At 44.6% G+C, this 14187-nt stretch carries 14 protein-coding genes; 5 read left to right on the forward strand and 9 right to left on the reverse strand.

Annotated elements, in window-relative coordinates:
* Positions 1-278: 278 nt before the first annotated feature.
* The 3 genes from QUB66_RS17575 to QUB66_RS17585 all read right to left on the reverse strand — a co-directional run bounded on the left by QUB66_RS17575 (position 279) and on the right by QUB66_RS17585 (position 4056).
* Positions 279-2933 carry an EAL domain-containing protein gene (locus QUB66_RS17575; protein ID WP_442923298.1) on the reverse strand — a complete coding sequence of 885 codons (2655 nt, stop codon included), beginning with the start codon at positions 2931-2933 and terminating at the stop codon, positions 279-281.
* Between the two features lie 322 nt (positions 2934-3255).
* Positions 3256-3840, reverse strand: coding sequence for a DUF2267 domain-containing protein (locus tag QUB66_RS17580; protein WP_265238920.1), 585 nt, complete (start codon positions 3838-3840; stop codon positions 3256-3258).
* Positions 3841-3861: 21 nt separating this feature from the next.
* Positions 3862-4056 carry a hypothetical protein gene (locus tag QUB66_RS17585; RefSeq protein ID WP_265238921.1) on the reverse strand — a complete coding sequence of 65 codons (195 nt, stop codon included), beginning with the start codon at positions 4054-4056 and terminating at the stop codon, positions 3862-3864.
* A 543-nt stretch (positions 4057-4599) separates the two neighbouring features.
* Between QUB66_RS17585 and QUB66_RS17590 the strand changes: the two genes are divergently transcribed.
* The gene (locus QUB66_RS17590; RefSeq protein ID WP_265238922.1) at positions 4600-5058 is read left to right on the forward strand and encodes a response regulator; all 459 of its coding nucleotides are present in this window, start codon (positions 4600-4602) and stop codon (positions 5056-5058) included.
* Here the strand turns inward: QUB66_RS17590 and QUB66_RS17595 are convergent.
* The 4 genes from QUB66_RS17595 to QUB66_RS17610 all read right to left on the reverse strand — a co-directional run bounded on the left by QUB66_RS17595 (position 5027) and on the right by QUB66_RS17610 (position 8067).
* On the reverse strand, positions 5027-5443 hold the full coding sequence (locus tag QUB66_RS17595; protein ID WP_265238923.1) for a DUF2294 domain-containing protein: 417 nt from the start codon (positions 5441-5443) through the stop codon (positions 5027-5029). The two genes, QUB66_RS17590 and QUB66_RS17595, sit on opposite strands and share 32 nt — an antisense overlap.
* An 88-nt stretch (positions 5444-5531) precedes the next feature.
* Positions 5532-5921, reverse strand: coding sequence for a BON domain-containing protein (locus QUB66_RS17600; RefSeq protein ID WP_332968869.1), 390 nt, complete (start codon positions 5919-5921; stop codon positions 5532-5534).
* A gap of 409 nt (positions 5922-6330) precedes the next feature.
* Positions 6331-7560, reverse strand: a complete 1230-nt coding sequence (locus tag QUB66_RS17605; protein ID WP_332968870.1) for an RNA-guided endonuclease InsQ/TnpB family protein — start codon at positions 7558-7560, stop codon at positions 6331-6333.
* 348 nt (positions 7561-7908) lie between these two features.
* Positions 7909-8067: a hypothetical protein gene (locus QUB66_RS17610; protein WP_265238926.1), complete on the reverse strand. Its 159-nt coding sequence runs from the start codon at positions 8065-8067 to the stop codon at positions 7909-7911.
* Between the two features lie 581 nt (positions 8068-8648).
* On the opposite strand from QUB66_RS17610, the gene QUB66_RS17615 reads away from it, so the two are divergent.
* Positions 8649-8897, forward strand: a complete 249-nt coding sequence (locus QUB66_RS17615; protein WP_265238927.1) for a hypothetical protein — start codon at positions 8649-8651, stop codon at positions 8895-8897.
* A gap of 163 nt (positions 8898-9060) precedes the next feature.
* Here QUB66_RS17615 and QUB66_RS17620 read toward each other — a convergent pair whose 3' ends face one another.
* Positions 9061-9906, reverse strand: a complete 846-nt coding sequence (locus QUB66_RS17620; protein ID WP_265238928.1) for a cyanophycinase — start codon at positions 9904-9906, stop codon at positions 9061-9063.
* 253 nt (positions 9907-10159) lie between these two features.
* The gene (locus QUB66_RS17625; protein WP_265238929.1) at positions 10160-10357 is read right to left on the reverse strand and encodes a hypothetical protein; all 198 of its coding nucleotides are present in this window, start codon (positions 10355-10357) and stop codon (positions 10160-10162) included.
* 720 nt (positions 10358-11077) lie between these two features.
* Here QUB66_RS17625 and QUB66_RS17630 point away from each other — a divergent pair.
* The 3 genes from QUB66_RS17630 (at position 11078) to isiD (ending at position 14042) form a co-directional block, all read left to right on the forward strand.
* The gene (locus QUB66_RS17630) at positions 11078-12988 is read left to right on the forward strand and encodes an ATP-binding protein (protein ID WP_265238930.1); all 1911 of its coding nucleotides are present in this window, start codon (positions 11078-11080) and stop codon (positions 12986-12988) included.
* A 167-nt stretch (positions 12989-13155) separates the two neighbouring features.
* Entirely contained in the window at positions 13156-13782 is a 627-nt protein-coding gene (locus tag QUB66_RS17635) for an alpha/beta hydrolase (RefSeq protein WP_332968872.1), read from the forward strand.
* Positions 13783-13829: 47 nt separating this feature from the next.
* Positions 13830-14042, forward strand: a complete 213-nt coding sequence (gene isiD, locus QUB66_RS17640; protein ID WP_006632739.1) for a protein IsiD — start codon at positions 13830-13832, stop codon at positions 14040-14042.
* Positions 14043-14187: the final 145 nt, after the last annotated feature.

Below are 14187 nucleotides of genomic sequence, written 5' to 3' on the forward strand. Positions count from 1 at the left end.
TCAGGAAATCCATCTGCGTTTATCTGCGTTGCGAAGAGGTTTTCACAGTACATAAAAGATTTATTCAATTCTCCTATGATCACTGAAGTCCTAACTACGAACAAGCTCTTTTTTTTCGGCTTTCTGGTTGTTAATTTAAATTACCAGAAAGAATTGGTTTAAAGCCGGAACCCTTGTAGGGAGAAATTAAAATCAGACTATTCATTACTCCAATCCTCTTCCTTCCAAGTAGAGGTCGCCCTCATCTGTCAACTGACTAAACTGTCAACTGTCAACTGTCAACTGTCAACTGCATTAAGTATTTTACTCTGTTGATTTTCCAGGCAAAATTCGGTTGCGGCCGCCACCGGTAATGGTTTGCTAAAGAAGTAACCCTGACCCATCTCGCACTGCAACGACTGCAAAAATTCCAACTGTTCTGCTGTTTCCACACCCTCGGCAATCACCTGTAATTTCAAGCCCTGTCCGAGGGCAATCGCCAGTTTCACAATCGTAGCACCGCTGCTGTCGTTGAGCAAATCTGCCACAAAGGATTTGTCTATTTTTAAATTATTGAGCGGAAAGTTTTTCAGAGACCACAGAGAAGAATAACCGGTGCCAAAATCGTCCAGAGAAATGTGAATTCCCATTTGCTGTAACTGCCGCAATACCGATACCGTAAAATTCACATCGGTCATCGCAATGCTCTCAGTAATTTCTATTTCCAAATAATCGGGATTTAACTGGGTTTCTGACAAAATTTCAGCGATGGTTTGTACCGTGTTAGGCTGCATAAACTGGCGGCCTGATAAATTTACAGCTATCCGCATCGGCGGCAATCCCATTAACTGCCACGCTCTATTTTGCAAGCAAGCAGTTCGCATCACCCATTCGTCTATTTGGCAGATAAATCCTGTTTCCTCAGCTAAGGGAATAAATCGATCGGGAAAAATCAAGCCGCGTTCGGGATGCTGCCACCTGATCAGAGCTTCCATGCCGACTATTTTGCCAGTATTTAAGTTTATTTGCGGTTGATAGTACAGCACAAATTCTGAATTTTTCAGAGCTTTGTAAAGCTGATTTTCTAAATTAAGTTCTTCCGAGACTTGATTGCCGATCGCCCGCGTGTAAAACTGATAATTATTCCGACCTCTCTGTTTAGCTCTGTACATCGCTGCATCAGCATTTTTCAGCAAAGTTTCTGCATCTTCTCCGTCATAAGGAGCCAAAGCAATTCCCAAGCTAGCCTTAGTATAGAGTTCCAGACCGTCAAAATCAAAAGGACTGCTTAAACTATGGATAATTTCCTTGCAAACCTTAATTGCTTCTTCAGGGCTGTTGATATTGTGCAGCAGCACGGTAAATTCATCGCCGCCCCAACGAGCGAGCGAATCCCCCACGCGCAAACAGTTAGTCAAACGCCGAGATACACCTTGCAGCAACAAATCGCCCACGGGATGCCCAAGAGTATCGTTAACATTTTTAAATCTGTCCAAATCTAAAAAGATTACCGCCAGCATTTCGGCGTTTTGGTGAGCGTTAGCTAAAGCTAAAGACAGCCTTTCATTAAACAGCAATCTATTCGCTAAACCAGTTAGTTGGTCGTGAGAAGCTTGATGTCGGATCATCGCTTCGACGCGCCTCTGCATTCCAGCCATGTACAGGTGCGTTCCCAAAGATTTTGCTAGTTTCAGTTCGTCGATGCTCCACTTTTGAGCTTCGACGATTTTGATTTCTTTCCAAGCTGTAAAGGACTGTCGGGGACGATCGTTCCGGGTGTCGGAATGGGAATTTCCCGCCCACAAAATTTCGGTTTCTACGGCGCTGCGAAAAACGGTGAGACAGCCGATGCACTGTTGGCCGTATTGCAGCGGTATTACCAAAAATGACCGAAGGTCAGCTTCGATAAAATTTGCAGATAAAGATTTGAGTTGAGGTTCTTGAGAAATATCGGAAATCGCGTACAAGTGTGGTACGATCAAACTGGAAATATTTGTATCAATTGAATTGTAATGCTCGGAATGTAAATTTGGAAAAATACCTAATTGGCTGATATTAACGGCAGTTTTTTCTACCTCGTTTTCATTGGTCAACCCCATGATCTGCTGCCAAAATTCGCTGAGTTCCAAGTCGCACTCCGAAGGCTGCTGGCCGCAGGTATAAAGTTTAGCGGGCAGATCGCGAAACTCGGCTGCAATGTACAGCCGCCCTCCCGAACCGTGCAAATGCTTGACAGTTTGTTCGAGAACTACTTGCCGAATTTCGTTTAATTTCAGAGGAGAGTGTAGCAAACTGCTAATCTGGTTGACAACGGCTTCGTCGCGGGCTTGCTGTCGGGCTTGACTTAGCAGAAAAGATTGGGCGATCGCAATTGAAAGTTGATCCACAAGCAACTGCACCATTTTCAATTCTCGATCGTTAAACCGTTTCGGTTGGCTGTGGTGACAAGCCAACAACCCCCAAAGCTGATTTTGATGCACAATCGGCACCGTCAGAGAAGAACGCGCCCCCATAGCCTTCAGATATTCTGCATGACAGGGGTCTACAGGACCATAGCGAATATCTTCAACTGCTAAAGTTTTGCCGGTTTCGGGACAATCTAACCGATTAATTATTTTATGCTGCAATTGGACATCTACAATCACTCGCTGCCGCGCTTTGAGAAACATTTCGCGGGCACTAGGGGGAATGTCGCCAGCAGGAAAGCGCAAACCAAGCAGAGATGGCAAGTTGTCGCCGTTGATGGACTCAGCAATCACCTCACCGCTACCGTCGGATTCAAAGCGATAAAGTTTTACCCGATCGCTGCCTAAAAAACTGCGGATTTCTCGCGCTGTTGTTGACAAAATTTCTTGCAGTTCTAAAGAGTTGCGAATGCGATTGGTAATTCGATTGAGTAAAATTTCTTGTTCTAGAGTCGATCGTGACATTTGTCTAACTTTTGAGCGAGTCATCCCTTTTGCTCTCCGGCTGTTAACAGCATTTTTGCGAGCCACTGTGTTAACTCGCCCTGTATTATAGACTACAACACTTTCGCTCTATCTGTGGGATTTTTTCCAGCCGGGATCGAGAAACCCGGTTTTTAGCAATATTTTGGGTTTTCCCACAAATTTTGGGTAGAAACCGGGTTTTCTCAAAAGACTTTTATGCCGACTACTATTCCGAACGATCGCACAAATACAGCAACCGGGTCGATCGGACAAGCTTCTGATGCAAGAACGCAGAATGCTGGTTTTTCAACCCGGTTGGTAAGTATTTATACTCGAAATTATCCTTTTAAGCCGACTCCCAAATTTTCAGAATTCTGTCCGGCAAAAAGCCCGCTATTTCCTGAATTCGTTCCTCGGACAACTCATCCTTCGTTGCCGAAAATACGGCGGCGATCGCAGTTTCCGGTTTTACCCCAGAAGGAAGTGGGCCTTCTTGTTCCACCCGAAAAATAAACAAGTTGGAATCAATCACAAAAGGTGCAGGCCCTTGCCAAGGCGGACGCACCCGGCTCAGCAATCCCACCAGCGGATTCGTATCTTTCCAGAGGTCTGCTATTTCTTTTTGCAAAGTTTTGTCGTCCGTCGGCAAAACTTCTGTGTGCAGTTCAGCTTCCACGCGATCGCTTGCTTCTGTTGTCATCAAATCTCGCATTGTCCGGTACACCAATTCGGTAATGTCCCTGGCATCAAAAATATCCTCCAAGTGACCGTTTACCATAACTTTTTCCAAAAATGGCATATCCTTAGAGGCGATCGGAACTGCTGACCCTTCTTGATGCAGAGACTTAGGAGGATTCGTCTCCATTTTCTGCAACAGTTTGCGGCCTTTTTCCGTTAAATCAGCTTCTTGAAATGCCACTAAAGCCGGCAATAACTCAGTTCCTCCGTAAGGCTATCCACTAAACTCGGCTTTGATAAATTCCCTTTGGTTGAGGTAGTCCAAGTGACCGAGCAATTCCGCTTCTGCTATTTCTCGACCGACATATTCTTCGGCTGCATTCCTAATTGCCGACTCTCCCTTGCCGTTGCCGCTGCCAATCTGTTTGAGCAAAATGTAAGTCAAGTCGTCTCTGATTGCAATTGTCATCAAAACCTCCTAGGTTAATATCCGGTAAAACTTAAGTAAAAAATGATTTTTTACTTGCTAAAATTGTGATAATTACTACTTAAAAACATTGAAGTCTAAACCAGACAAACAAGAATCTCTCAGCAGGTGGAAGTTGTTAAAATTAAGTGCCGCTTAGAATCTTCCTTCAGGTGGATTTACGTAGAACAACCGTAGTCTACTTTTGGTAGTATCCTGAAAAGCTGCCGCCACTCTTCACAGCCGTTAAGATAGGATGCTTGATGGGCAATACTTTTCCTAGTTATCGCGTCTTGTTGCTAATGCCGATCGCCCGTAGGTGTAAGTTGGTAATTTGCGCTTTTGATCAGTAAAATTATGGAGATGCTATAATCGATCGAATGGTGCAGTCTTTGCACCAGCAAAGCACCGATATTGTACAATCGGGCTAGAGCGAAGACTGGCAATTAAAAGCTACAAATACGAGCCAATCTGTTTCAAGTGCCGGAGCGCCACTTGAGGAATGCCTCGGGTACAACTTTTACGATCGTTTTTCGATCGGCATTTATGAACTACCCTAATTGGAATAAGAATTTGGAATCTTTGTCTTTAAATAGCGGTCAACCGGCGGTTGACAAGCGTCCTCTAGTCTTGGCTGTAGACGACAATCACGACAACTTAGAGCTGCTGACGCAAATACTCGATTTATTCGGCTGCGAGTGCGTGGGAGCCGTTGACGGGTACACAGCTCTGTCAACAGCAGTCTCGCGCTCTCCCGACCTAATCGTACTCGACATTTGCCTGCCCGATATAGACGGTATAGAATTAGTAAAGCGGATCAGAGAAAACCCCGAACTCAGACATATTCCGATTGTTGCTGTCACAGCACTAGCAAAAACAGAAGACCGCGATCGGATTCTCCAAGCCGGCTGTATTGCATACCTTTCCAAACCTTTTAACATCAAGGATTTAGAAACTATTATCCGCCAACACCTCAACAATCAGCCACTTCTGGTTGAGTTTTAGACTTAGAACTAGCATCGCGAACTTTAGGTGCAGACTCCAAAATTGCGATGGTTCCCGTGCGGCCAGTCTCCAAAGTCGCATCGCTGAGCAAATCAGTCACTCCCACGCCCAAAACTTCTTTGATTAAGTCTTTCAGTTGCAATTCCAGAACCGAGTCTAATTGCGATCGCACCTGCGAAGCCAAATCTTCCTGACCGTTCTGAGCCAGCAATTTTTCGGGTTTAGTAATCGCATTTTCGATCACAATTATCAATTTGTTATCCAAAAGATTGCAGAGCGCCTGACTCGTTTGATGTCCGAGTAGAGAACGGTACAAAGCTTGAATACCCTGCGCAAGACTCCGTTCTAATTTACCGCGAGTAGGTACTAATGTGTCCCCAGTCATATTTTTTAGGTACAGCAAGATAAGTGAAAAAACTATTAACCGATAACAGTTAACAGTTAACTGTTAACTGTTATAAACAACCGTGGCGCTAGCCAACAATAACTTGATTAGTTTCCACCCCAGTTGCACCCTTAACACCTTTAGCAATTGTCACCAATTTAGTAACAATTTCCTGATCGGGAACTGTACCTTTGAGAACCACAGTAGTGCCCAGTTGAGCCACATAAACAGTCTCAATATCTGCAACATCAGGATTTGCATCAAAGGCCTGAGCCACCCGTTTAGCTAAACCGCTTTGATCGTATTCTCCATTCAATCCCATGCGTTCCGGCGGGATTGTTTGAGTGTTCGCCGCAGGTTGGGCCACAGGTTGAGCTTGAGCTTGAGATGCAGCGGCAGGTGCTTGGTAAGCAGGAGCTTCCACATTGTCCTGATTTTCCAGTTTTTCTAAACCAAACAGTCTTTTGAGCCAGCCCATAGAATTTGTCCTCTCACAAAGTTTTTGTTAATTGACAGTTGGCACGAGGGTGTGCAATTATTATGCTCAATCATCGGAATTGCGATCGCACTCCATGACGCAGAAACCGAGTTTTTCGACAAAAAAAAATCGTTACAGCCATCCAGTTCGGTAGCCAAACCCGGTTTCTTGAGTTGTGTGCGCCAATCATAAATACAATTTAATATTGCACAAGTTCGCCGATCATCTGTCTGGAGACATAAATTCTCCGGCGCTCAAACAAATACCTGCGCCGATCATTCCAGCAAATCAAACTTAAAGCCTTCTTCCCCAACTTATACGATTTTGTTATACATCCATTCGTGCCAATTTCCCGTATTCGGAAAGTTAGGAATGCAGTAACTAGATAGATAAGTATCGTGACATACTCCTACGCCAACTGAGTACAGTATGGCGTAGGCTTCTCAGTGACTCCAGCTATTGCTTCGGACATTGACTGAGCGTTAAAGACGGGATGACCCACCGCCCTATTTTTTATATTTATCGCGGCGTTATGATCGCGGTCAAGACTACATCCACAATTGGGGCAGTCGTGCCATCTTTCATGCAGCTTTTTTGGTACTTTTTCGCCACAACCAGAACAATCTTGTGAAGTATTATAGGCACTTACTGGGATTACCAACAAACCAGCATTTACGGCTTTGTTTGTTAGAATCGACAGAAAGCTTGACCACCCAGCGTCCAACACAGATTTAGCTAGTTTTGTACGAGCGAGTCCTTTAACATTCAAATCTTCAACTGCAACAACGTCATATTTTTTCAATAAATTATTGGCAGTTTTAAAATGAAAATCTTTGCGTTTGTCTGCTACTTTTTTGTGACATTTCCCCAGTTGTTTGACTGCTTTTTGCCTGCGGTTACTGCCTTTTTTACGACGCGAGACTCGCTTTTGAATAGTTCGCAGGCGCTTTTGAGCTTTGCGGTAATGTTGAGGAATTGCTACAGTCTCATTTTCCGATGTTGTTAAGAAATCCTTCAACCCAACATCAATTCCAACAATCTTTTGAGGATTGAACTCTGGTTTAATCTCAGGGACTGTAGAATCTTCTAAACTGAGAGTGACATAGTACCCGTCAGCTTTTTTAGTAATAGAGGCGGTTTTGATTTTGAATCCATTAGGTATCGAACGGTGCAAAACAACTTTAATTTTTCCGAACATGGGCAAGTTAATTAAGTTGTTTTGCAAGCAGCCGTCTTTAATTTGAGGATAGGTGAACGTGCGGTAACGGCTGCGTTGTTTAAATCTTGGTCTACCGCTGCGTTTTCCGTTACCATCACCTTTGAGGAAACGATCAAACGTTACCTTAACTCGTTTAACTGCATCTTGGAGGACTTGAGAGTAAATCTCGGCATACCAAGGATGGGTCTTTTTGAGTTGAGGTAACGTTTTTTTCTGGGTGTAGTAATCGGGATTGTCCCGCAGTTCAGGTAAGTAGCAAACTAGGGGACACGCATTAATGGATGAACGATTTTGCTCGTACCAGTTGAATCGATCTGCCAACAAATAGTTGTACTGTGCACATAACATTGACAGCCATCTGTCAATCTCAATGGCTTGTGATTTTGTTGGACGTAATCGATACTGGTAAGAAGTTCTCATTTAAGCGGTGAATGTGTAATTTAAATCGCGATTCATCAATTGTTAATATACTTGAATGCGTTACTTTATGTCAAGTACGCGAATAAATATTTTATTTATACATTCAAAATTTTATTTATACATTCAAAGAAACTTCTATTATTAAGTATTAACTTTTATTGCCAAATCTCAACGGTCGACAGAAATGGTTGAAAAAAGTCGAATAAAATAATTTGTTCGCCTCGTCATCCACCCGTCATCGGTCAAAACATAGTTTTGAGTGGGTTGACAGGTGGAATCCTCGTCTCACCGCGTCTTTCATCCCACACTAATCGAAGCGATATAGTGTGGGGATTCCCGTCTGTTTAGCTAAAAATTCGTAACTACTAATACTCGCATTCTCTCCTCGCTCCAGCGGTAATCAGCGAGCACTTTAGTTTCGGGATTTTCGTGGATAAATTCAATATTTTCAGTGTAATGTGTAGGCAAAATTTCCCGCAGGCGAATCATGTATTTGTAGTATTCCAACAACTATCGTGCGCACCCTAGCGATCCAGCAAGCTCTACACCAGCAACCGGAGCTCTGATTTAGAGCAAAAATGTAGCTAAAGTAACTAAAACTTATTAATCGCTGTTTATGAAAAGTAATTTAACTTTTGATAAGTATATAAATCGTGATAAAAATTTAACAATTGTAACTAAAGGAACATTTTTTAGCTGACAGAGCCAATACCGTAGAAAGATGTCATTTTAGGCGGAAAGGGCGAGGATGAGTTTGTAATTATAAGGCAAGGGAAACCAGAAAGATAAAGGCTTGATTTAACTAGATTTCCGCGCGATCGACATTAAGTCAAGTTTGAGCCAAGAAGAGCAATGATTATTTTTGCTTATGCCTTGGCAGCACTGGTCTTATATTTCTGAACTGGCAAACTCGGCAGAACCCAAATCAGCTTAGACGACTGCTGCTACCTCAGTAATTGGTAATCGGTGAAAATCTCATCCGTCCCTGTTACCTGTTAGATATTCCGAGCAGTGGCTCTAGGGTTCTAAAAGTTTAATTTGGGATGTTGGCGAATTACCGTTACTGTAAAAACTCTGGAGTGTAAAAAATGCTAAAACAAATGTGTTGGTTGCCCAGATTGGGAGGAAATGGAGAAAAGATATTGCACTTGCGTACCGAAGTGCGTCAAGCATGGCGGCCTTATACAGCTTTTCCGCAGTTCGCTGCGTCCGACTACCTCGAACCGGGCGGTTCTAAGGGATGGGCAACTTTTCAGAAGCTGATTACTCAAGGGTGGAATTTAATATCGACTGAAGAAGGGCAGCAGTCGTTTTTTGACGAACAGAAAAGTGCTTGATCGAGCCGAAACCGCAGGAATAAAAGAAGAGGTCAAATCCTCTTCTTTTTATTAGTTCGCGATCGCCTAAACTGGGTTTTTTAACCCTAATACTTCGTTGAAGCGGTAAGGTGCGCACTGCGCACCCTACATAATTTTTAGATTTTTGCCAGTTGGAAGTAAATTAGCCGATCGCCATTTCTCTCTGTCCTGGTGTTGCTATCCGATCGAACATCGGCTGGCGGGTTTTTAAATTAAACCGGTATCCGTGGGGGAGGATGTGCAACTTCGCGCCGCAAATCGCCAAAGCCTCATCCTTCAACAGTCCGTCTATATTGTCGTGGAGTTTGTCCGACTCGTCGATGACAGTTACAGCGCCTTCGCCAATAACTTCAAAGTGGTCGTCGCTGACTAAAATAGCTGTATTTTCGTCAATCCCAAATCCCAAGACTGCTGGTTGCACCAAGAGTGCGGAAACTAAACGTCCGAGACGACCTCGCTGGGCGAAATGCTGGTCGATGACAATTCCCGGCAGGAAACCCATTCCCGGGCCCATTGCTACTACCTCAACCCGTGGATTTGTCTCCGAATCTCCTTCAATAATCATGATGTCTGGCATCATCGCCGCGCCGGCACTGGTGCCACCAATGATCGCCCCTTCCGAGTAGCGTTTGTGCATAGCTGCGTCGAGTTTCGTGTCTTTCAAGCAGCTAATAATCCGCGCTTGCTCTCCGCCGGTAAAGAATATGCCGGTCGCTTGTTCGATCGCTTCTAAATAATCTGGATTGTCGGCATCTTCGGGTTTCTGGGTGTCAACAACTCGCACCTCTTCTGCGCCCAGCCGCTCAAACACTCGGATGTAATTATCTCCGACTTCTCCCGGCAGGCTTGTGGCAGCCGTCATCACTACAATGCGGGCTTTAGTGCCTCCGGCGCACCGCAAGAATTCCCGCAGAATTTTGCAGTCCCCGTCTTTGTCTTCGGCGCCGCCAATAATTAGCAATTTCCCCTGATTTTTGCCGCTAGCCATACGCTGTGTACTTTTAATTGATTATATTTCAATAAAACATAATCTTTTTTGTCTGGAAAACTGCTAAAAGGTAGAGATTTCTAAGACTAACCCCTCCCTACTAGGAGGGGTCAAAAAATGAGTCTAGATTCTCGGACTGACGCGGGCGGGGTCATCAACCGGCTTTCAGGTGGGATTTTTCGCCGCTCCTGATGTTAGTTTTTCCGACAAACCGGGTTGATGAGCGCAATTGCTAAATGAGTCCGATCGCCAGTTAGTGCGATCGTTCGAGCAAACTGCTCAACACTGTACGCGCCCGTTCTAAAGGCAAGTGTCTCGGTTTGCCGTTCCAGACAATCTGATATTCGTTGCTGTTTTGACCGTCGCCGTACCCAGAAATCAGCTTGAGGTGAAATGCTTCCTCAGCTAATTGATGAACTTTATCCCTTAGAGCAGTTTGTGCGATTTTCATAATTTGCTGCCTCTTAAATCCTTTTTCACAGTCATAGCCAATTTTAGTTAGCGTTGTACCTCTCCAAAGTTATAGTTTTTTTAAGTAGTCATTAGTTATTGGTAATTGCTCGCGGAGAATTGGCGATCGGGAGTTTTGTATCATTGCTGACAACTTAAACTAGGGAGCATTTGTCAATCAGCAATTTTACTTATATTTTGGCTATAAAACTGAGATTTGGGGGGACGTGCGGCGCGCCGTATTTATGCCCGCTCACCCCCAAATTGCGAATTTTCCACTTTTCTCAAAAGCAGTTTTTTGAGTAGTTTTACCGATTGACAAATGCAGCGTTAGTTTTATTTTTTCACTAATGGTCTTGTATGCTGCGCGAGTCTTGTATACTTCGCGAGTCTTGTATGCTGCGCGAGTGCGGACATCACGGCGAAAGCAAAACACAGATGCTCGCTCTCTGAAATATAGCAGTGCCCACTCTCGATGAGGTATCGATCCCTCAATCTACAATCTAAAATCTAAAACTTGTTCGCTCGCGAGTTGTGCTGAGCGTCTTGTGCTGAGCGACTTGTGAGCCAGCGTAGCCGAAGCAAGCCGAAGCAAGCCGAAGCAAGCCGAAGTATCTAAAATCTTACCTTTGTGAGAAAGGCTATATCTATGCCGGCAGGTAGTATGCAATGCACCGAGAGGAGAGTTAATCTGACCAATTAGTTAAAAGGAGGTTAGAAAATGCTGCAAGAAAAAAGTACCGAGACAGCCCGCGTCAATGCTCGAAAAACTGATGTATTTGATATTTTCAACTTCAAACACTACATCGGGCCAAACCCTTACCTAGAAACAGCGGCTTTAGTGTTCGATTTGGCGGTAACGGATGCGAGCGAACTAAAGCCGATCGCACATTACCATGAAATTATTGGCGATCGCTACCCGCAACTGCTGCACGAAACTTTCTCCAACCACGCCCAACTGTTCGGCCGCACCGCCTCAGAAGTAGCCAAACTCGACATGGGTTTGCACTTCCAACACTGGAACATCAAGCCATTTTCTCAGTTTAACAGAATCAGCATAGAAGCACTTCACGCCCGCAGCGCCCGATCCGTAGTTTACGCTGTTTGGGATTGGTTTGAAGCGATCAATCAAAATCAAGACTTCCCATTGTCAGCACAAATAGGCGCGCTGCAAAATATGTTCCGGCAGTCTGTTTACGGAGGCCCGACAGTTTATTCATTAATGCGATCGGCATCCCAAAAAGGCATTCCCACATTTTATTTGTGGGATGAAGGACTGATGCAATACGGTTACGGCAAAAAACTGGTGCGCGGCTCTGCAACAACTTTTGATTCTGATAGCCATTTAGACTCAGATTTTACCACGCGCAAAGACGATTGTAAAGCTTTTCTCGCTACCTTAGGATTTCCTGTTCCCAAAGGAGATATCGTCTCTACAGAAAACGGAGTTCTGGCAGTTGCCAGAGAAATTGGCTACCCAGTTGCTATCAAACCAGTAGTCGGTCATAAAGGAATTGGCGTAACAGCAGATGTCCGAGATGCTGAAGAATTGCAGGCGGCTTTTAAAAGAGCAGTTAAGGCAATTCCCGAAACAGAACCGGTGCGAGTAATTGTGGAAAACAGCATCAAAGGATCGGATTTTAGGCTGCTGTGTGTTGACGGCAAATTTGTTTCTGCAACTGAACGCCGGCCCGCTTCGGTAACAGGAGACGGCGACTTAACAATTCGCGAATTGATCCGCCGTGAAAACCGCAAACCCGAACGTTTGGATACGCCAACTTCGGCGATGAGCAAAATTCAGTCCGATGAAGCGATGGAAATGTATCTGGAAGAACAAGGGCTGTCATTGGATAGCGTGTTAGAGCGCGATCGCACTGTTTCTTTGCGGAAAGTTGCCAATCTTTCCGCAGGCGGCGTCAGCATCGACGCTACCCGCACCGTTCACCCCGATAACATTGTTTTGGCTCAAGATATCGCCCAACATTTTCGGTTAACTTGTTTGGGGGTTGATGTGATCACAGAAACTCTCGCCAAATCTTGGAAAACAGGCAATTTTGGGATTCTCGAAATCAATGCTGCGCCGGGAATTTTCATGCACCTCAATCCGGCTGTCGGATTAGGGGTTGATGTGCCTTCGCATATTATCGAAACTTTCTTTGAATCGGGAAAATCAGCCAGAATTCCCATTATTACTTTTAACCGAATTTCGGCGCAGGAACTGCAAGAAATAATCGACCACATTCTATTGCAGCATCCCGATTGGACGGTGGGCGCTGTTTGTCGCACTGGACTTTTCGTCAACCGTTCTGAAAAGGTGATGAATAAGAATTACAATGTGAACGTGCAAACTTTGCTGCGGAATCCCAAGCTCGATTTGTTGATTGCTGAATATCCCGAAGATGTTTTGGAAGCTGAGGGAATGTTTTATCGGGGCAGCAATATGGTGGTGCTGGACAATCCGGGGGAAACTGAGATGATTTTGGTCAGAGAATGCACTGATGAGGATACTGTTGTGGTGCGGGAAGGGAATAATATTTCTATTCGCCACCAGGGGTTGATCGAACAGTACAGTCTGGGGGATGACGAACCGTTTACGCGGGTTTATTTGAAGGAAATAGGGACTGTTTTGTAAGCTTCGCACCTATGGAAAGGTGCGCCGAAGAACACCCTACAGTTAACATTTAGCGCACCTTACTTAGGTAAGGTGTGCCCATAAGCACCCTACAGTTAAAAGTTGGGTTTGATACGCCACAACAATTTATAATTTTCAGAAGGCCAGATTACCAATTACTAATTACGATGTCTTTACAATTTATTAGCATTCCGCCAACAACCGATCGCAAACCAGTCGCTTTAATTGTCGCTTTGCACGGGTGGGGTGCTAATGCTCAGGATTTGACGGCTTTAGCACCGGCTTTCAATTTGCCGGATTATCAGTTTGTGTTTCCCGATGCTCCGTTTCCCCATCCGCAGGTAATGAGCGGAAAAGCGTGGTATGACTTGGCAAATAAAGATGCTCAGGGATTGATAGAAAGTCGGCAATTGCTGACGGAATTGTTGCTGTCTTTGGAAAGCAGCACGGGCGTGCCTTTGTCTCGGACGATTTTAGGGGGCTTTTCTCAAGGCGGAGCGATGACTCTGGATGTGGGCTTGACTTTGCCGGTAGCGGGTTTAATTTGTCTGAGCGGTTATTTGCATTCGTCGATTTCGCCCGTTGCTGGGAGCGCTTTGCCACCTGTTTTGATCGTGCACGGTACTCAAGATACTATTGTGCCCGTTAGTGCTGCGGTGCGATCGCGCGACAGTTTGACTGCTTGGGGATCTCAGGTGCAGTATCGAGAATTTAACATGGGACACGAGATTCTGCCGGAAGTTGTAGATGTAATGCGAAGTTTTGTTGTAGAAACTGTGTCGAAATGTGATTAAAGGCTTAGTATATAGTATGGCGGAAGTCTAGGGCAGGGGTAAAAAACATGAAAACTTTAACCAAAGCATCGCGCGATATTGCTGTACTTACTTCTCAAGACGTGGCAGAATTGGCTGTCCGTTTGGAGGTTGACGATTATACTGATCCTTTTGAAGGATTGAATGATTGGCATTTGTTGCGATCGCTTGCCTTTCAGCGGCCGGAGTTGGTTGAACCTTATCTCCACCTTCTGGATATGGAAGCCTACGACGAAGCATAGGCTTGAAAATCTAGCTTAAAAATTAAGGGCGGAATTGAGGAAGAAGTTAGCAGCATTTTTTGTTGCGGATTGAACAGATGAGTTATGGATTTTTATCTGTTTTCATCTGAACTTCTTTCTTGATTCTTTTTTTATGATAAAATAG

The organism is Microcoleus sp. A2-C3, assembly GCF_036706065.1.
Taxonomy (GTDB): Bacteria; Cyanobacteriota; Cyanobacteriia; order Cyanobacteriales; family Microcoleaceae; genus Microcoleus.